Annotated in this window: 18 protein-coding genes; 6 read left to right on the top strand and 12 right to left on the bottom strand. The window is 61.4% G+C overall.

The features are described from left to right. Window positions 1-118 precede the first annotated feature (118 nt). Window positions 119-1,381 (top strand): glycosyltransferase, encoded by a 1,263-nt coding sequence (locus ICL81_RS02985; protein ID WP_188033502.1) that lies wholly within the window; start codon window positions 119-121, stop codon window positions 1,379-1,381. 60 nt (window positions 1,382-1,441) lie between these two features. Further along, window positions 1,442-1,858, top strand: coding sequence for a hypothetical protein (locus ICL81_RS02980; protein WP_188033500.1), 417 nt, complete (start codon window positions 1,442-1,444; stop codon window positions 1,856-1,858). 94 nt (window positions 1,859-1,952) lie between these two features. Here the strand turns inward: ICL81_RS02980 and ICL81_RS02975 are convergent, their stop codons facing one another. The 4 genes from ICL81_RS02975 to ICL81_RS02960 form a co-directional block, all read right to left on the bottom strand. Further along, entirely contained in the window at window positions 1,953-3,818 is a 1,866-nt protein-coding gene (locus tag ICL81_RS02975; RefSeq protein WP_188033499.1) for a choice-of-anchor Q domain-containing protein, read from the bottom strand. 148 nt (window positions 3,819-3,966) lie between these two features. Continuing rightward, entirely contained in the window at window positions 3,967-5,031 is a 1,065-nt protein-coding gene (locus ICL81_RS02970) for an inositol-3-phosphate synthase (protein WP_188033498.1), read from the bottom strand. 114 nt (window positions 5,032-5,145) lie between these two features. Then, a complete protein-coding gene (locus ICL81_RS02965) occupies window positions 5,146-5,997 on the bottom strand; it encodes a PIG-L family deacetylase (RefSeq protein ID WP_188033496.1) in 852 nt (283 codons plus the stop codon). Continuing rightward, complete coding sequence (locus ICL81_RS02960; RefSeq protein ID WP_353055399.1) at window positions 5,990-7,486, bottom strand: CCA tRNA nucleotidyltransferase; 1,497 nt, start codon at window positions 7,484-7,486, stop codon at window positions 5,990-5,992. Before ICL81_RS02960 ends, ICL81_RS02965 begins: the two co-directional genes overlap by 8 nt. Window positions 7,487-7,527: 41 nt before the next feature. On the opposite strand from ICL81_RS02960, the gene ICL81_RS02955 reads away from it, so the two are divergent. The 3 genes from ICL81_RS02955 (at window position 7,528) to trxA (ending at window position 11,153) form a co-directional block, all read left to right on the top strand. Then, a complete protein-coding gene (locus ICL81_RS02955; RefSeq protein ID WP_188033494.1) occupies window positions 7,528-9,798 on the top strand; it encodes a DUF6049 family protein in 2,271 nt (756 codons plus the stop codon). 85 nt (window positions 9,799-9,883) lie between these two features. Continuing rightward, window positions 9,884-10,813, top strand: coding sequence for a thioredoxin-disulfide reductase (gene trxB, locus ICL81_RS02950; protein ID WP_188033493.1), 930 nt, complete (start codon window positions 9,884-9,886; stop codon window positions 10,811-10,813). A 16-nt stretch (window positions 10,814-10,829) separates the two neighbouring features. Further along, window positions 10,830-11,153, top strand: coding sequence for a thioredoxin (gene trxA / locus ICL81_RS02945; protein WP_188024788.1), 324 nt, complete (start codon window positions 10,830-10,832; stop codon window positions 11,151-11,153). Between the two features lie 124 nt (window positions 11,154-11,277). Here the strand turns inward: trxA and ICL81_RS02940 are convergent, their stop codons facing one another. Genes ICL81_RS02940 through rpmH form a run of 8 tightly spaced genes read right to left on the bottom strand, consistent with a single transcriptional unit; the run spans window position 11,278 to window position 16,235 of the window. Further along, complete coding sequence (locus ICL81_RS02940; RefSeq protein ID WP_188033491.1) at window positions 11,278-12,303, bottom strand: ParB/RepB/Spo0J family partition protein; 1,026 nt, start codon at window positions 12,301-12,303, stop codon at window positions 11,278-11,280. 2 nt (window positions 12,304-12,305) lie between these two features. Continuing rightward, entirely contained in the window at window positions 12,306-13,208 is a 903-nt protein-coding gene (locus ICL81_RS02935; protein ID WP_188033490.1) for a ParA family protein, read from the bottom strand. Continuing rightward, a complete protein-coding gene (gene rsmG, locus ICL81_RS02930; RefSeq protein ID WP_370566823.1) occupies window positions 13,201-13,875 on the bottom strand; it encodes a 16S rRNA (guanine(527)-N(7))-methyltransferase RsmG in 675 nt (224 codons plus the stop codon). The genes ICL81_RS02935 and rsmG overlap by 8 nt, the downstream gene beginning before the upstream one ends. A gap of 18 nt (window positions 13,876-13,893) precedes the next feature. Further along, a complete protein-coding gene (locus ICL81_RS02925; protein WP_188033489.1) occupies window positions 13,894-14,391 on the bottom strand; it encodes a R3H domain-containing nucleic acid-binding protein in 498 nt (165 codons plus the stop codon). 11 nt (window positions 14,392-14,402) lie between these two features. Beyond that, window positions 14,403-15,380 carry a membrane protein insertase YidC gene (yidC, locus tag ICL81_RS02920; protein ID WP_188024845.1) on the bottom strand — a complete coding sequence of 326 codons (978 nt, stop codon included), beginning with the start codon at window positions 15,378-15,380 and terminating at the stop codon, window positions 14,403-14,405. 4 nt (window positions 15,381-15,384) lie between these two features. After that, window positions 15,385-15,678, bottom strand: coding sequence for a membrane protein insertion efficiency factor YidD (gene yidD, locus ICL81_RS02915; RefSeq protein WP_353055415.1), 294 nt, complete (start codon window positions 15,676-15,678; stop codon window positions 15,385-15,387). Window positions 15,679-15,692: 14 nt separating this feature from the next. Next, complete coding sequence (gene rnpA / locus ICL81_RS02910; protein ID WP_188033487.1) at window positions 15,693-16,076, bottom strand: ribonuclease P protein component; 384 nt, start codon at window positions 16,074-16,076, stop codon at window positions 15,693-15,695. Window positions 16,077-16,097: 21 nt separating this feature from the next. Next, window positions 16,098-16,235 carry a 50S ribosomal protein L34 gene (gene rpmH / locus ICL81_RS02905; RefSeq protein ID WP_188024794.1) on the bottom strand — a complete coding sequence of 46 codons (138 nt, stop codon included), beginning with the start codon at window positions 16,233-16,235 and terminating at the stop codon, window positions 16,098-16,100. Between the two features lie 399 nt (window positions 16,236-16,634). Here rpmH and dnaA point away from each other — a divergent pair, with 399 nt between their 5' ends. Continuing rightward, the gene (dnaA, locus tag ICL81_RS02900) at window positions 16,635-18,065 is read left to right on the top strand and encodes a chromosomal replication initiator protein DnaA (RefSeq protein ID WP_215394746.1); all 1,431 of its coding nucleotides are present in this window, start codon (window positions 16,635-16,637) and stop codon (window positions 18,063-18,065) included. Window positions 18,066-18,167: the final 102 nt, after the last annotated feature.

The following is an 18,167-nucleotide window of genomic DNA, read 5'->3' as shown; positions in this document are numbered from 1 at the left end:
AGACAACTTGGAAAGCCTACCACTGATTGACCCCACTGTCAGGCCAGGCCGCGGAGTTTTTCCGCAGGCCCACTCATCGTTCACGCCGTCACGCATTCCACGTGGGACGATGGGTTCCATGCGCATCGCCCTCATCTCGCTTCATACCTCCCCCGGCGCAGTTCCAGGGAGCGGCGATGCTGGCGGCATGAATGTAGTGGTCGCTGAGGCCGCTCGCGCCCTCGCCCGGCACGGTCACGGGGTTGAGATCTTCACGCGCGCCACGAACGAGACCCCCGCGGGGGAGCGTGCGCTCGACCCGCACAACTCGACCGGCCCACGGCTCATCGCTCTTGCTGTTGGCAAGCCGTCCCTCCGAAAGGAAGAGCTCCCGGGCCTTGCTACCGAGTTTGGGGCGCGGATCGCAGAGTACGGCCCGTTCGACGCGATTCACGGCCACTACTGGTTAAGCGGGGTTGCCGCGGCATCACTCGCTGCGGCACAGGCGAAGGCGACTGGCCAACGAGTAACCCCCGCGCTCACGCTCCACACGGTTGCCGCGCAGAAGAATGCGCACTTGGCGCTGGGTGATCGCCCGGAACCGCAGGCCAGACTCGATGCCGAGGCATCGCTCACCGGCGAGCAATTCATCATCGCAGGAAGCCACAGTGAGCTTGCGGGAGTGGTGGCCGGTTACGGGACCCCAGCTGTGGGCAACACTGTGATCCATCCGGGCGTCGATACTGATCTCTTCGTGCCAGCTCCTACCCACAGACGCTCCGACTCCGCCACTGCCACTGGCACTGGCACAGCCGCAGCCGCAGCCGCAGCCGACTTCACGATCACCGTGCTCGGCCGCGTGCAACCGCTCAAAGGCCAGCTCCTTGCGGTTGAAGCGATGGCAGCACTGGGACAGCTTGATCCCACGCTTGCCGCGCGCACCAAACTGGTGATTGCGGGGGAGCCAACCCCGGGCGCCGAGGACTACGCGCAAGCGCTTCGGGCACGTGCCACGGAGTCTGGGATCTCAGACCGCGTGCACTTCCTTCCCGCACAGTCACGCACAGCGGCCGCAGCGTTGCTCACACGGAGCACCTTGGCGCTCGTCCCCTCACGATCTGAGACCTTCGGACTCGTGGCGCTTGAGGCTGCGGCCAGCGGGGTACCGACCGTTGTGGGGGCGCACACGGGGCTCCTTGAGGCCGCGCCGAATGGCGTGGCCGGCGTGCACGTTGCCGACAGGGATCCGCGCACGTGGGCGGGGGCGATCCGCGCACTGCTCAATGACGAAAATCTGCGTCAGCTATATGCGATTCGCGGGCGCGCTCACGCAGAGGCTCACAACTGGGATGCACACGCGACAAAACTCCTGCGCACCTATGACTCACTAATGCGTGACTAATGAGGTTGCCTCTGCGTAAGATGGGCGAAATTATCGTCATCCACGTGTTAGGCGGGCGTCATGCAGTTGGAGGAGCAGCAAGCACGGCTGTCTGCCTATGAACTCTGCGTGTTGTACGCAAAGGGTTCCCTGAGCCGTGAGCAGCTCATGGCAAACGCGCACCACTTCCGACACGTCGCCATCACGCAGGAACCAGAGGGCAACGTCATTGCGCTCTCTGCACCAGCGCCATGGGAAGAAATTGCCAAAGCCGTAGACGACGGGCTCCTCGACGACTACCTCTTCGAAGCTATGTATACCGGCTGGCATCGCCTCGCCTTCGCCCACACGTGGCCAGAGCTATTCGACTACCTGTCACCTGAGGTGAACCTGCTGGTCGTGCATCCTCTTGCGGCGACATTGCGCGACTACGGCAGGGTCACCAAGCCTGATGTGCAAGCGTTGCTCACATATTTGGTCTTGCCTAACGACATGTAGTTTCTAAAGCACCACGGAACGGGAGCCCAACGGGCGGGAGCCCGGAAAATCCGCACTCCCGCCCACTGCCTCACGGCGCCTACGACCGTCGAGGCTAGCTCAGGCGTCGGCGAGCGAGTAGCACTCCACCCCCAGCTGCGGCGAGCGCAAGCGCGATGCTCACAACCCCGATCATCAGCGCGTCATTCTGACCGGTGTTTGCAAGGCCTGTGTCCACATCCGAAGTGCCCGGAGTTGGCTTTGGCGTCGCAGGTGCGGGGTCAGGCTTCGGCTCGGGATCCGGCTTCGGCTCCGGCTTCGGATCCTCGGGCTCAGGTTCGGGTTCAGGGGCAACAACCTCGCGTTCGACCGAGCCGATATCTGCGGCATCTCCCTGTGGACGCGCAAGCCCACGCTGGTCAAATGAGGGCCCGCCACTAGCGGCAGCGTCGATGAGTGCCGAGTCTGCCGCTGGAATAAAGACAGGCGTTGGTCCCGCGGTGCTCACCAGATCACCAAGCGCAAAATCTGCCGCCGTAGTGACCAGACTGTTCTCATCAGCAGCGAAAGCCGTTGGCCAGTTGGTGTAGGCATTGTGCGATCCACTCACAGCCATAACCGGATCTTCTGGCGTGACAATAGGCTCTACGTCACCAGATTCGAAGGCCGAGTTGCTCACAGTGAGCGAGGCAGGTGCGCTGTCAACCAGCCCGATATCAATCGCTGGTCCGGTAAACGTGGCATGCTGCACTGCCACATCGCCTACGAGCGACTGCACAGAGATACTCGGCACCGGGCGACCGTTTTCGTTCAGGTCTTGCCCGTCCGCGTTCGGGTTTGCGAAGGTTGAATTCGTCACGGCGAGTGCGGAACCAGCCCGCACAGTGGTCAGGTACCCACCAAACGCGATCGCATTGCCTCGAATGGTCGGGCCAAATTGAGGCTCGCTGTTGTTCCCTACGAAGCTTGCATCCTCAATGTTTACGACTGCTGGCGCAAACGTGATGCTCTCAGGGGTGTTGACGCCCAGCACTGAGATGCCGCCACCATCAAGGGCAGTGTTGTCGGCAAACGTCGTGTTTACAACATTCAGAAGCGGCTCAACCGTTTTGGGATAGGTTTCCCCAAACTTTTCCTGCGCAACCAATTCATTGAATGCCAGAGTGCCAGTCGTGTAATAGTCAGGCTCGTTCGCGTTGGTGTTGCGCGCAAAGATTGAATCAGCGACCGTAACACCAGCCCCGGCTTCGCCAGTAAATCGCAACGGTGTAAGGAATCGCATTGCACCGCCCGCATTGTCTGTGAAGCTCACGCCTCGCACCAACACGGACGGGTCTTCGACCATCGTGTTCACGGTCACCATGCCGCCGTAGTCGAATCCGTTAGGGGAAACGTGATTGCTGAACGAGCTGTCCGTCAGGTGGAAGAACTTCGTCCCATCACTGTGGATGAGGATCCCTTCGTTACCGTCAGCACGAATGTTGGAAAGTACGTTGCCACACGATTGCTTCAGATCCAGAATGCCAGCAAAATTGTCTTGGTCTTCAACCGAGTACAGCGTCAAATTGCTGATCGCATAGCGACTCTCGTATTCCACGTGGGCTTCGTTTTCTGCGGTGATAACTCCAAGGCCCAGAATGCCTGAGGTTGCATCTTCACCGCGCAAGATTGCCGACTCGACAATCGGGTGGTCCTCAGGAATGTTCTCGATCACCACGCCTGCAGCAATGACGATCTCATCTACGCCTGGGGTGGCATTGGCTTGATCCACCGCCCAGACGTAACTTCCTTCCTCGGCCGCGGCATTGCCGTCGGCCTGCGTAACCATGATCGGCGAGCGTCCATCGGTCACAGTAAGCGGGGATCCCGGATCCACGCACGCAGCAAATGGTTCATCGTCTTCGGCGAACGCTGGAGTCGCTGCCACGAACGCTGCGGACACGAGCGCACCGGTCAAACACAGAGCTGAAAACTTCTTCATCCCGGAAGCTTAAATTTGAGACTCATAGCTTTTGCATGCGTTAGGCATGTTTGAGTAGCTCCGTCGAAAACGTGAGTATCGAAAAGGGCGGGAGCCCGGAAAATCCGAACCCCCGCCCTCATACGGCGAGCGCCAACGCGCCTATGGCTTACGCGTCGAGGAATGCCTCGAGCTCTGCACGCGCCTCATCGTCAGGCTTCTGCACAGCGGGCGACTTCATGAAGTACGCCGATGCCGACTCGACGGGGCCAGCGATGCCCTTGTCGAGTGCAACCTTTGCCGAGCGGATCGCGTCGATCATGGTGCCTGCCGAGTTGGGGGAGTCCCAGACCTCAAGCTTGTATTCGAGGCTCATGGGAACGTCGCCGAAGCCACGACCCTCAAGGCGCACGAACGCGAACTTGCGGTCCTCGAGCCAGGGCACGTGGTCGCTCGGGCCGATGTGCACGTCTTCTGCGGGCAGGTCGACGTCGATGTTCGAGGTCACTGCCTGCGTCTTCGAGATCTTCTTCGACTCGAGGCGGTCGCGCTCCAGCATGTTCATGAAGTCCATGTTGCCGCCGACGTTGAGCTGGTAGGTGTGGTCGAGCGCGATGCCGCGGCTCTCCATGAGGCGTGCCATCACGCGGTGCGTGATGGTTGCGCCGACCTGGCTCTTGATGTCGTCGCCGACGATGGGGAGACCCGCATCAACGAACTTCTGTGCCCATACGGGGTCAGACGCGACGAACACGGGCACTGCGTTCACGAACGCGACGCCTGCCTCGAGCGCTGCCTGCGCGTAGAACTTCACTGCTTCTTCACTGCCGACGGGCAGGTAGCAAGCCAGTACCTCTGCACCCGAATCGCGCAGCACCTGTGCCACGTCGACGGGGGTTGCGGTCGACTCTTCGCTGACTGCACGGTAGTACTTACCGAAACCGTCAAACGTCGGGCCGCGCAGTACCTCAAGGCCGAGGTTCGGCACGTCCGAGAACTTAATGGTGTTGTTGTGGCCGGCCCAGATCGCCTCTGACAGGTCCTTGCCAACCTTTGCGGCGTCAACTTCGAACGCCGCTACGAACTCGAGATCCGAGACGTGGTATCCACCAAGACGAACGTGCATCAGGCCCGGAACCTGCTTGTCGTCAGCCGCACCGCGATAGTACTCGACGCCCTGTACCAACGAACTTACGCAGTTACCTACACCCGCGAGGGCTACCTTCACACTCATTGAACCATCCCTGTACATCTTCCCGGCACACGGCCGGGCTTTCCAACGAGTCAGTCTACGCCGACTCAAATTCATTGCCACCTGCTGAAGTACTTACGTCCTTCTGCAGGGCACCTACATGCCGACGACGCGGCGGAATCGCTCCGTTGCGCGGATCGGCTCCCGCTGTCCACCGACGTGCACAATCTCGTCACCCTCGACCACGAGCTGGGTCTGGTGAGCGCGAAGCGCTGCGGTCTTGCGGTCAAGCCACGCACTGACGTCGTAGCTTTCGATGGGGCGCGGATCCGCCCCCTCATCATCAGTCTCAGCCGCGGGCGCGGTCTCAACGACATCGTCCCCGACGATCTCCCAGAACGGCAGACCGAGCGCGGCAGCGACCGCACGCGAGAGGCGGTGGGCGAGGACGTGGTCGGGGTGACCGTATCCACCGCCGTTGTCGTAGCTCACGATCGCCTGCGCGCCAGCGGCGTGCGCAGCGGTGAGGAGGTCGTTGAGCGCCTCGACAGCAGGCACGGTCGTGAACGCGTCGGGTCCGGTCGCGGGCGACGGAATCGCGCGGCGCTCTCCGGTCTCGGGGTCAGCCTCAGACCATTCCATTCCGGAGTCTTCATAGATCGTGGGGGCGAGACCCTCAGCGCGCGCCGGCTCAACGCCGAGGAACACGTGGCGCTCGATGCCGAGCATGCCGAGGGCGGTCTTCAGCTCGTTCTGGCGTGCGATCGGCAGGCCGTGCAGCTGGACGAGTGCCTGCAGCGGACCCTCAACAACCTCGCCCTGCTCGCCGCGCGTGCAGGTGACGAGCAGTGGCTCGCGGCCTGCCGCAGCGAGTGCCGCGAGCGTGCCTCCGGTCGTGATGGTCTCGTCGTCTGGGTGCGCGTGCACAAACATGACGCGCGCGCGACCGCCGAACCACTCGGTCACGTCTGCAGTCTCTGCGGGCTGTGCAGCCTGGGTCTCAGTCATTGCTTCCTCCAGTGGTGTGCTTCTTGTCGCGCGGGCCGCGGCCACGAGCAGCGGTCAGCTTTTCAATGTCTTGCTCTGCCCACCAGGTGCGCAGACGCTCGATCGCTTCGGCTTCTTCGAGGGGCCCCTCGTCGAGGCGCAGGTCGAGTAGGAACTTGTAGGCCATACCCACGACCGGCCCGGGCGGCAGGTCGAGGATTCGCATGATTGTTTCGCCGTCGAGCGCGGGGCGCACGGCCGCGAGCTCTTCCTCTGCCGCGAGCTCTTCGATGCGCCGCTCGATGTCGTCGTAGGCGTGCTCGAGGCGCTCCGCCTTGCGGCGGTTACGGGTCGTCACGTCAGAGCGGGTGATGATGTGCAAACGCTGCAGCTCATCACCGGCGTCTCGCACGTAGCGGCGCACGGCCGAGTCGGTCCACTGCTGGTCGCTGTAGCCGAAGAAGCGCAGGTGCAGCTCAACAAGCCGTGCGACGCGCTTGACGGTGTCGTTGTCGAAGCGGAGCGCACGCAGACGCTTGCGGGTGAGCTTCGCGCCGACCATGTCGTGGTGGTGGAAGGTGACGCCACCGCGCTCGAACTTGCGGGTCGCTGGCTTTCCGATGTCGTGCAGGAGCGCCGCGAGGCGAAGCACGAGGTCAGGGGAGGGCTCATGTGAGCGGCTCTTCTCGAGCGCGATCGCCTGGCGCAGTACGACGAGGCTGTGCTCGTAGACGTCTTTGTGGCGACCGTGGTCGTCCTGTGTGGTGAGCAGGTCGGTGAGCTCGGGCAGGAAGCGCTGCGCGAGGCCCGTGTCAACGAGCAGGCGCAGGCCCGGCTCGGGGTCATCGGTGAGCAGCAGCTTGACGAGTTCGTCGCGCACGCGCTCTGCCGAGATGATGTCGAGGCGATCTGCGAAGACGACCATTGCCGCCTCGGTCTCAGCCTCGACCTCGAAGCCGAGCTGAGATGCGAAGCGGGCAGCGCGCAGCATGCGCAGCGGGTCATCGGTGAACGACACCTCGGGCGAACCGGGCGTCTTGATGCGACCCTCTGCGAGGTCTTCGAGACCGCCAGACACGTCGACGAGTTCCATCGATGGCAGCATGAGCGCGAGCGCGTTGATCGTGAAGTCACGGCGCACCAGGTCGCCCTGAATGTTGTCGCCGAACTCTACGACGGGCTTGCGCGAGTCTTCGCGGTACGTGTCGGCGCGGTACGTCGTGATCTCGACGTCCTCGCCAGCCACCTTCGCGGCGATCGTGCCGAAGTCACGGCCGACATCCCAAATTTGCTTCGTCAGGCCCTCAAGGATCGCGCGGGTCTCATCAGGGCTCGCAGACGTTGTGAAGTCAAGGTCGTGCACCGGACGCCCGAGCAGGGCGTCACGCACCGGACCGCCCACAAGCGCAAGCTCATGACCGGCCTCATCGAAGGCGGTTGCAAGAATCGACACGGGCGGGAGCGACGCGCGCTCACGCATTGCGGCCATTGAATCAGCGAAGGATGTCACCCACTAAGGGTACTCGGTGCTCCTATCTCTAAACTGTCGGTATGGGACTTTCTCGCGGAGGCCGCCACTGTGCGCGCATGATCGGTGGGCTCACTGTGGCCGCGCTCACCATTGTGGGCGTTGGCGCACTTACTGCGCCTGCCCCCAGTGCCTACGCGGCTCCGACGGTCATTTCGACCGTAGATTCAACGGTAGATGAGACCACTGACATTGCACCCGTCACGCTGTTTGTCGCGCCGACTGAGGCGCTGATCCGCCCAGGCTCAGACCCCATATCGGTCGAGATCACGCTGCGGAACACGAGCGAGGAAGCGATCAGCGCAGGCACGCTCGATCTCGCGCTCGGCGCGCGGATCGCGGCCGCAGACAGCACTGCCGCACCTGCCTTCGATGACGCCGCGAAGGTACTTGTGAGCCAGGCCATGCGCGAGACTCCCGCCACCAGCGATCAGTCGGTCACGGTGGAGATTCCGCGCGATGTCTGGCCGCTTGCCGGCACCGAGCAGCCGGGCGTATTCGCGCTCCAGGCGGCATTCGCGCCCGAGCCAGGCGAGCGTTTTACCGCTTCCGCGACGGCCGATGAAGGTGCCCCCGGCCCCCTCGCGGGCGCAACCGCCCCGGTCATCTGGCGCGGAGTAAACACCGGCGACACCGTCAAACTCAGCACGATCGTTCCCCTTGTCCTGCCTGATGCTGTGCAGTCGACACCGACCCCGCGCCAGCTCACTCGCGCAATCCCCGAGCTTGAGGCCGCGTACAACTACGCCCTCAAGCAAGAGGCGACGCTCGCAATCGATCCGCGCATTATCGTCGCCATTCGCGGCTACGGCCTCGATGCGCCAGAGCCCGCGCGCACGTTCCTTGCCACGCTCGAAGCTTCCCCGCTGCAGAGCTTCCTGCTGCAGTATGCGGACGCGGATCCGGCAGCCCAAGCAGCCCTCGACGCCGACGCGCTGCTCGCGCCGACCTCCTTCGATTTCCTCACGCGCCTTGGCACATTTGAGGATCCTGAGACGACGGATCCGGCAACTACCGCGCCAGGTACCGGCGACCCGGCTGACGCGAAGGGCGAGGTAAAAGAGGCGGCGACCGACGCAGCGACTGGACAGACTACGGACAAGGTTGCCGACGCAGAACCCGTCGACCCCGCCTCGCTTGAGGCGCTCATGGCATGGCCGCAGGGCATTCCGGCCGCCTGGCCGGCTACCGGTGCTGTCGATTCAGCGACACTCAACCTGCTACGCACCTCTGCGCTGTCAACGACGGTGCTCGATTCATCAAACGTTGAAGGCGCGACCTCACCACGCGTGACGCTTCGTGCATCAGGATCAGGGGTATCAGAAGCCTTCGTTGCCGACACTGACCTTTCCGCCGGCGCAGCCCTCGCAGTCGAGGGCGCGACCCCAGCCGAGCGTGCGCTCGGTACGGCGCAGTTCCAAGCAAAGCTCACCGCGCTTGCCGCGGCGAAGCCCACCGGAGTCATGTTCACCGTCGACCGCGGAATCATTGCCGCAGGCATTTCGCCGTGGGAACAGCTCACCGCGCTCACGAGCGAGTCATGGCTCACGCCGACCGCGCTCACCGCTCAGGCAGAGGGCCGTGCCACGCTTACCCGTGTGACTCCGAATCCCGCAGACGCTGATCCCGCCCGTCTCGACGCCCTCGCCCTCGCAGCGGAGTGTGAGCCAGAAGTCACCGCGATCCGCGACCTGTACGTACATCCCGACTACGTCACCGGGTATCAACGCGCACGCATGCTCGATCTGTACGCGACGCACTTTGCAGACCCTGACACCGATTTTGCGGCGATCGCCGAGGCCTACGCCGAGCGTGACGCCGAGATTGAGCGCGGCGTGCGGATCATCGACACCCGCCACACCCAGCTTGTCGGCAGTTCAACGCGCGTCCCCATTCAGGTGCAAAACTTGCTGCCGTTCAATGCGACCGTGCGGCTTGAGGTGCGCCCGACTTCGGCTGTCCTCGCGGTCGGACAGGAAACGTTCCAAGACGTCTTCGTCGAGGCCAAGTCGACACAGACCATTCTTGTGCCGGTGAAGAGCCGTGTATCGAACGGCGAATCATCGCTCATCGTGACTCTCCAGGATCCCTCAGGCACGGTCACCGCCCACAGCGGCGAAATCGAAATCTCCGTCACCGCCACGATCGAGAGTATCGCCCTCATTACGCTCGGCGCCGGCGCAGTCTTGCTCGTTGGGTTCGGAATTTTCCGCAGTATCCGCAGCCGGCGCAAGGCCAAGGCTGAAGCCACTGAAACATCCTCCGCACCAGAAACTGAATCACCCACAGCGTAATCAGCTGACGTACGGAATACCGCGACTCTAGGATGGGTTATACCCAGTGATCGCGGTTCAAGCGACGTCCCGCACAAGGAGAAACATGCACGAGATCATCATCATCGGCTCCGGCCCCGCAGGCTTCACCGCGGGCATCTATGCAGCACGCGCAGGCCTGAAACCCCTCCTGTTCGCTAGCTCAGTCGCACTTGGCGGCGAGCTCATGAACACCACCGAGGTTGAAAATTTCCCCGGTTTCCCAGAGGGCATCCAGGGCCCCGAGCTCATGCAGCACATGCAAGACCAGGCAGAGAAGTTCGGCACCGAGGTCGTCTACGACGACGTCACCTCGGTCGAACTCGAGGGCGACGTCAAGCGCGTCACCTCAAGCGACGGCAAGGTACACGAGGCAAAGACCGTCATCTTCGCGACCGGTTCGGCCTACCGCAAGCTCGGCGTTCCCGGCGAAGAAACCCTCACCGGCCACGGCGTCTCGTCGTGCGCGACCTGCGACGGCTTCTTCTTCCGTGACCAGACCATCGCCGTTGTCGGCGGCGGCGACTCGGCGATGGAAGAGGCAACCTTCCTCACCCGCTTCGCGTCAAAGGTCTACCTGATCCATCGCCGCGATGAGCTCAAGGCGTCGAAGATCATGCAGCAGCGTGCCTTCGACAACGAGAAGATCGAGTTCATCTGGAACACCGAGATCAAGGAGCTCCACGGCTCGTCAGGGCTCACCGGCGTGACCCTGCGCAACACCGTTGACGGTACCGAAAGCGAACTCGACGTCACTGGCGTCTTCGTGGCGATCGGCAACGATCCGCGTACCCACCTCGTACACAACCAGCTCGCGCTCACCGCCGAGGGCACCATCGCGGTCGACGGTCGCAGCTCGCGTACCTCGATCCCTGGTGTCTTCGCCGCAGGCGACGTCATCGACCCGAGCTACCGCCAGGCCATCACCGCAGCAGCATCGGGCACCGTTGCGGCGCTTGACGCAGAGCACTACCTTGCAGCGCTCGCAGACAAGTAATTTTTAGGAGAGCATCATGACTGAACCCATCAACGTAGACGAGCAGAGCTTCGAGCGCGTCGTTCTGCAGAGCCCAATCCCCGTACTCGTGGACTTCTGGGCAGCTTGGTGCGGCCCCTGCCGTGCAGTAGCTCCCGTTCTCGCAGAGATCGCAGCTGAGCAGGGCGACAAGATTCGCATCGTCAAGCTCAATGTCGATGAGAACCCGAACCTTGCAGCGCAGTACCGCATCACGTCGATCCCGGCGATGAAGGTCTTCAAGGACGGCGAAGAGATCCGCGAAATCATCGGCGCAATGCCGAAGAAGGCGATCCTCGACAACCTCGAGGGCGTCATCTAAGACACTCGAGCAGGGTCTCCCTGCAACGCGAGAGGGGCGGACACCGTGTGGTGTCCGCCCCTCTCGTTGTATTGCGGCCTGGCAGGCTGCGCGCACATGCGCGGCCGACCAGTTACGCAGTGAGTTACGCGCCGAAGCCGGGATCACCGAGCTCGTGCAGGATCCGCTTCAGGTCTGCGACGGTCGCGAAATCGATAATGATCTGGCCCTTCTTCGCGCCCAACTTCACCGCTACGCGGGTATCGAAACGATCGCCAAGACGCTCAGAGATCTCACCCAACTGCGCCTGCACGCCACCGGCGCGCGGCTTCGGGGTCTTCTTCTTCGGAGCCTCGCTCGCGACAGCCTCAGCCGCGCGGACCGAAAGGCCCTCGTTAACGATCTTGTCTGACAGCTTGAGCATCGCGTCAGCATCGCCGTCGAGCGACAGAATCGCACGCGCGTGGCCAGCGGTCAGCACACCGGCTGCAACGCGCGACTGGACCTGCTCAGGCAGCTTCAGGAGGCGGATCGTGTTCGAGATCTGCGGGCGCGAGCGGCCAATGCGCTCGGCAAGCTGCTCCTGCGTAATGCCGAAGTCAGCGAGGAGCTGCTGGTATGCCGAAGCCTCTTCAAGCGGGTTCAGCTGCGCGCGGTGCAGGTTCTCGAGCAGCGCGTCACGGAGCATATGCTCGTCAGCGGTTGACCGAACGATCGCGGGGATCGTCTCCTTGCCAGCACGCTTCGAGGCACGGAAACGACGCTCACCCATGATGAGCTCATAGCGGGGCTCATCGCCAGCAACCGCGCCCTCAATCTCGCGCACAACCACCGGCTGGAAGACACCAAATTCGCGGATCGAGTGGGTCAGCTCAGTGAGCGCCTCCTCGTCGAACTCGGTACGCGGCTGCACACGGTTGGGAACGATCTCACTGAGGTTCAGGCGGCGCAGCTGCGCACCGGGCACCTCGCGAAGGTTCGCGTCGAGCTCCTCGTTGGTTGCTGCCATATCTTGCTCAACCTTCGTGGTGTCGGTCGTAACGTCAGCCTTCGCAGCAGCTGCATCATCTGCAGCCGGGAAGAACACGTCAACGGGACGCTCGCCAGAGGTCGGCTGGGGAATGAGGGCGCCAATGCCGCGGCCGAGGCCAGTTCGCTTCTTTGCTGCCACAGTTACGCTCCTTCAGTCTTCGAGCCACGGCCGTTAAAAGCCTGCTGCTCTGCGATTTCTACAGCAGCCTCGAGGTAGGCGAGAGCGCCGATCGATCCGCCATCATATGCATGGACTGTCTGCCCGTAGCTCGGTGCCTCAGAAATGCGCACCGAGCGGGGAACGACCGCCGACAGGACCTCGTTCGGGAAGTGCGTGCGCACCTCACCGGCGACCTCCTGCGAGAGGTTCGTACGCGAGTCGTACATAGTCAGCAGGATCGTCGACACCTTCAGCGTCGGGTTCAAGTGCTTCTGAATGAGCTGGATGTTGCCAAGCAACTGGCTCAAGCCCTCGAGCGCGTAGTACTCGCACTGGATGGGAATGAGGACCTCGTTCGCCGCAACGAATGCGTTGACCGTCAGCAGGCCGAGCGAGGGCGGGCAATCGATAAAGACGTAGTGGATCTCACGATCCGTCGTGGTGAGGAACTCTTCAACCGCGGTACGCAGGCGCTGCTCACGGGCAACGAGAGAGACGAGCTCAATCTCGGCTCCCGCAAGGTTGATCGTCGAAGGTACACAGATGAGGTTCTCATGATCTGTGCTCGGCTGGACCGCATCAGCGATCTCTGCGTCCCCAAGCAGAACGTCGTACACGCTCGTCACCTCAGGACGGTGCATCACACCAAGGGCGGTCGATGCGTTTCCCTGCGGATCAAGGTCAATTACGAGCACATTAGCGCCGCGACGAGCGAGCGCAGATGCCAAGTTTACGGTCGTCGTCGTCTTACCGACGCCGCCCTTCTGGTTCGACACCGTGATGATGCGAGTCTTCTTCGGGAGCGGTGAAGTGATCTCCGCAAGACGGCGACGGCGACGAACCTTATCTACGATGTGGTCACCAACCACCGATTTCTCAGCCATGGAAATCTACCCTAGCCCGAAATACGCGAGTCGTTTCGGCCAATTGTCCTTCACCGAGGATTTCGACCTTCGGCTCACGGACCTTGAACTTCTTCATGATCTTCGCTGCGGCGTCCATCTCTTCCGAAATAGCAGCACCCTTGAGGAAGAGCATCTCGCCGCCAGCCTTTACCAGGGGAGCGGTGAGGGGGACGAGCTTACGAAGTGCGGTGACCGCGCGAGCAGTGACCTGGTCGACCTCGAAAGCGTCATGGAATTCTTCAGCGCGGCCGCGCTTGACCTGAACGTTCTCGAGTCCGAGGAGTTCAACCTGTTCGTTCAACCATGCGCAACGTCGCTCCATGGGTTCAATCAGGAAGAACTCAACGTCCGGGCGAACGATCGCAAGCACCAGACCAGGCATGCCGCCACCGGTGCCGATGTCGCCGACACGGCCGCCTGCCTTCAGCAGCGGGGCCAGGATCGCCGAGTTGAGAATGTGACGAGTCCAGAGGCGGGGGAGCTCTAGCGGCCCGATCAGGCCGAGAGTCTCCCCGCGCTCTGCGAGATCCGCTGTGAATGCGCGAAGCTTATCGATCTGGTCGCCCGCGATTTGGGCGGCGGCAGCCGGTTCGGGTTCGATGGTTGCCACTGAGGGGCTGTCAGGTGCGTTAGCGTCGCGTTCCACGTGAAACTCTCTGGTTCGTTAGGCGGGTCGAATAACGAGACGACGGCCGCGGCCCTCGCCGATCGATTCCGAGACGTAGCCGCGTTCTGCGACCTCGTCGTGAACGAGCTTGCGCTCGTATGAAGACATCGCTTCGAGGACGACCTCGTCCTTGCCAGCAGCAATCTGAGCGATCGCGGCGTCGACGAGCGACGTCAGCTGCTGTGCACGGGCATCGCGCGATCCGCCGATATCGACGATCAGGCGAGTGAAGCGACCGGTCTTGGCCTGCACCGCGAGGCGGGTCAGGTCCTGCAGTGCCTGCACGGCGTCCGGGTTCGCGAGTGCGTCGAGGCCAGTGTCGCCACCGGTCACCGAAACATATGCGCGCTGGTTACGCACCTCGATGTCAAGGTCACCGTCAAGATCTGCGATGTCCAGCAAACCCTCGAGGTAATCTGCGGCGAGGTCGCCGTCAGCCTCAAGTGCCTCGAGCGAGAGCTCTTCGGGATGCTCGATTGGAGTTTCGTTCGTCACCGTACGCCTACTTACTTCTTCTTCTTCGCGCGCTTCGAGCTCACCGGCTGCTGACGCTGGCCCTGGCTGATCTCGGGGTTCTCGATCTTGTCGAGCTCTGCACGCTCCTCATCAGTGAGCTTGCCCTTTGCCTTGAGGCGAGCCTGGCGTGCGCGCCATGCATCACTGCCCGGGGTCGGCATCTTGTTGATGACGATCGCCTGCTGACCCATGGTCCAGATGTTCGAGGTGAACCAGTAAATGTTCAGTGCGAGCGGGAAGGTGACACCCGAGAAGAGGAACGCGAACGGAATGATGTAAAGGAACATCTTCTGCTGGCGGTACATCGGCGAATTCTTCGTCTCGTCAGAGACGTTCTTCGACATGATCTGCAGCTGGGTGAAGAACTGCGAAGCGATCATGAGGATCACGATCGCGCCGAGAAGAACGACGACAACCCAGTTCTGAGCTTCCCAGCCCTGGGTGAAGGTCATCTTCAGCGGAGCGCCGAAGAGAGTTGCGCTGTTGAAGCTGTCAGTCAACTCCTGCGTCATTGCGCCGATGCCGGCCTGGCCCTTGCCGTCACCCGCGCCGGAGCCCATCGCACCCGATGCCTGGCGCAGCACGTAGAACAGCGAGAAGAAGATCGGCATCTGGATCAGGATCGGCAGGCACGAAGCGAACGGGTTCGTACCGTGCTTCTTGTAGAGCGCCATCGTCTCGCGGCTCATGGCCTCGCGCGAGTACTGATCTTTCTTGCCCTTGTACTTCGCCTGGATCTTCTTCATCTCAGGCGCAAGATCCATCATGCGACGCTGCGACTTGATCTGCCGAACCGTCACGGGCACGAGTGCCGCTCGCACAACAATAACGAGGCCGATGATTGAAAGGACCCAGGTCAGGCCTGAATCGGCATCCATACCAATGAAGGTGAATGCGCGGTGCCAGACCGCCAGCACAAGCTCAACGAGCCACCGGAGTGGCCACAGAATTGTCTCGAAGAATTGCACCTGATCAGGCCTTTCGGTCAAGCGGGCGGACGTATCCGCTGGAATTAAGTTCAGTTGTTACGCGGCGGGGCGGACGGACATCATCGATGCCGCCCGAGCTCCAGGGATTACACCTGAGCAAGCGCCACAGCGTCAACGCGACTCCGGTAACGAAACCGCGCTGTTGGTATGCCTCTACAGAGTACCGGGAACAGGACGGGTAATACCTGCAGACATCTCCATAGAGCGGGGATATCGCGAGCCGGTAGAGCTTCATGATCGCGATCGCGATGTTTCGTGGGAGCAACCACAGCTCCATCACGAGCCGCCAAATCATCGTCGCTCGTCCCGCGCCCGCGGTTCCATTGCCTTCATCACACCGCGCCGAAGCTCAGCTTCGAGGTCGGCGAATGAGGCATCTGCGCATGCCGGAAGTGCCCTGAACACGATGTCCACGTTCGTCAGTCCCTCGTGAATGAGGCGCTCTGAAATGGTTTTCATGCGCCGACGCAGGAGATTCCTGGTGACGGAATTGCCCACCGCTTTCGAAACGATGTAGCCAAACCTCGCAGGAGATGATTCCTGGAGAGCTGATTCAGCCCCCCGAGAATGAGAAACCGCGTGGGTGATGCAAAAAGCACCTCCCACGCGGCGTCCAGACCTAACGGTCTGGCGGTAATCATCTCCCCGAGTAATGCGGTGCTGCCGTGACGGCATAACGCAACCCGGTTCCGAAAATTACGCGCTGAGCTTCGTGCGGCCCTTGCCGCGGCGTGCCGCGAGGATTGCGCGGCCTGCGCGGGTGCGCATGCGTGCGCGGAAACCGTGGTTCTTTGCGCGGCGGCGGTTATTGGGCTGGAACGTACGCTTGGTCATAATGCAGACTCCGTGACTTTTGGAACAGATCCCCTTGCGCTCCAGGCGAAGAGGAAGTCGGACGCTAGGCACTCAGCACTCGTTCCGACGTTTGCTTACGCAGCACGTCAGGCGAGCGGGCGCCCATACAAGGTATTGAGTTTACGCGGGAATTGAACGTGCGTCAATGTGAGCCGCCTCGGAGACACTCTCAGGTAAACCCGCCTTTGTGGACTTGCCTGTGGACAAATCTGTGGGTAACGTGGAAAAAGCGGCACTTTGCCGCATATCCGCGCGATTTTTTGAGTTATTCACATATAGCTCACTGCTTGGGTATAACTTTTGTCCACAGATTTCTAGAGGTGTGTATTGAACGACGCGGAACTCAGCGAAATCTGGGAGGAAGTCACTCGAATTGTGATGTCGAACCCCGCCGTGGGTCCGGCAGTTGGCGCTCAGCTCGCTCTCGCTTTCCCCCGCGGCCTGGCAGCCGGCACCTTGTATCTTGCGGTTCAGCTTGAGTTCACCCTGAAGCTTCTGGAGAACCGACTTCGCCCCGCCATCATGGAGGCGCTCGCTGAAGTGCCTGGCGCTGAACCAATTCAGAGCTTCATCGTCATCGTTGACGCAGATGCTCAGCCTGTACTCGAGCCAGAATCGTTTGAGGAGAAGACTTTTGACGTTTCACGGCCTGCAGCGGGCTCGGGAAACGAGATTTCCGAGTTTTCGTCCTCCAGAAACGATTCTGCGCGCCCCGTCGAACCGAATCGTCCCGTTGAAACGCGTTCCGTTCGCGCACAATCACGTTCACAGGCGGAACCGCCACGTCTGAACGAGAAGTATCGCTTCGACAGTTTCGTTATTGGCCAGTCGAACCGGTTCGCTCACGCTGCGGCGGTTGCTGTCGCCGAAGCACCGGCCCGTGCGTACAACCCGTTGTTCATTTACGGTGACTCAGGTTTGGGCAAAACTCACCTGCTTCACGCAATTGGTCATTATGCGATCGAGCTCTTCCCCGACATTCAGGTGAAGTACGTGAGCTCAGAAGATTTCACGAATGACTTCATTAACTCGATCGCGAACAACCAGGGATCGGCGTTCCACGCTCGATACCGCAGCGTCGATGTGCTCCTCATTGACGACATCCAGTTCTTGGCCGACAAGGTTGAAACTCAGGAAGCGTTCTTCCACACGTTTAACACCTTGCATGATCACAACAAACAGGTGGTCATCACGAGCGATGTGCAGCCGAAGCAGCTTCGCGGTTTTGAAGAGCGCATGCTTTCGCGTTTTGAGTGGGGTCTTCTCACCGATATTCAGGTTCCCGACCTCGAAACTCGAATCGCGATCCTTCGCAAGAAGGCACAACGCGAGCGCCTCGAGGTAGACGACAACATCCTGGAATTCATCGCGAGCAAGTTTTCATCAAACATTCGCGAGCTCGAAGGTACCCTGATCCGCGTCACGGCTTACGCGAGCCTGAATCAGCAGCGGATTGACATGGCGCTTGTGCACACGGTGCTCAAGGATCTCATCACCCTAGATGCCGACAACGAAGTTCAGCCGTCATCGATCATTAGTCAAACTGCTGACTACTTCGACCTCGCGGTTGATGATCTCTACGGCCCATCGCGCGCACAACAAATTGCGCTCGCACGACAGATTGCAATGTACCTCTGCCGTGAACTGACTCCTCTTTCGCTTCCGAAGATCGGTCAGCTTTTTGGCGGGCGTGATCACACAACCGTGATGTACGCCCACAAGAAGATTACGCAGCTCATCGCTGAACGCCGCTCCGTGTACAACCAGGTCACAGAACTCACCACACGCATCAAGCAAAACGCTTCGTAACACCGCGTTCACCCGGGGTTTTTACAAGAATTTTGTAATTCTCAACATGGTGCCTGTGGATAACTGTGGACAAGTTCACAAAAATTGTGCACTCAGGCAAGT

This window comes from Leucobacter sp. cx-328 (assembly GCF_014530035.1).
Taxonomy (GTDB): Bacteria; Actinomycetota; Actinomycetes; order Actinomycetales; family Microbacteriaceae; genus Leucobacter.
Note: the sequence above shows the minus strand (reverse complement) of the source record. Positions and strands in the feature narration are given on the sequence as shown.

Bases quoted from the DNA above. Each gene is read 5' to 3' on its own strand.
- ICL81_RS02985 (WP_188033502.1), top strand. From the start codon at position 119: ATGCGCATCGCCCTCATCTCGCTTCATACCTCCCCCGGCGCAGTTCCA.
- ICL81_RS02980 (WP_188033500.1), top strand. From the start codon at position 1,442: ATGCAGTTGGAGGAGCAGCAAGCACGGCTGTCTGCCTATGAACTCTGC.
- ICL81_RS02975 (WP_188033499.1), bottom strand. From the start codon at position 3,818: ATGAAGAAGTTTTCAGCTCTGTGTTTGACCGGTGCGCTCGTGTCCGCA.
- ICL81_RS02970 (WP_188033498.1), bottom strand. From the start codon at position 5,031: ATGAGTGTGAAGGTAGCCCTCGCGGGTGTAGGTAACTGCGTAAGTTCG.
- ICL81_RS02965 (WP_188033496.1), bottom strand. From the start codon at position 5,997: ATGACTGAGACCCAGGCTGCACAGCCCGCAGAGACTGCAGACGTGACC.
- ICL81_RS02955 (WP_188033494.1), top strand. From the start codon at position 7,528: ATGGGACTTTCTCGCGGAGGCCGCCACTGTGCGCGCATGATCGGTGGG.
- trxB (WP_188033493.1), top strand. From the start codon at position 9,884: ATGCACGAGATCATCATCATCGGCTCCGGCCCCGCAGGCTTCACCGCG.
- trxA (WP_188024788.1), top strand. From the start codon at position 10,830: ATGACTGAACCCATCAACGTAGACGAGCAGAGCTTCGAGCGCGTCGTT.
- ICL81_RS02935 (WP_188033490.1), bottom strand. From the start codon at position 13,208: ATGGCTGAGAAATCGGTGGTTGGTGACCACATCGTAGATAAGGTTCGT.
- yidD (WP_353055415.1), bottom strand. From the start codon at position 15,678: ATGGAGCTGTGGTTGCTCCCACGAAACATCGCGATCGCGATCATGAAG.
- rnpA (WP_188033487.1), bottom strand. From the start codon at position 16,076: ATGCCGTCACGGCAGCACCGCATTACTCGGGGAGATGATTACCGCCAG.
- rpmH (WP_188024794.1), bottom strand. From the start codon at position 16,235: ATGACCAAGCGTACGTTCCAGCCCAATAACCGCCGCCGCGCAAAGAAC.
- dnaA (WP_215394746.1), top strand. From the start codon at position 16,635: ATGTCGAACCCCGCCGTGGGTCCGGCAGTTGGCGCTCAGCTCGCTCTC.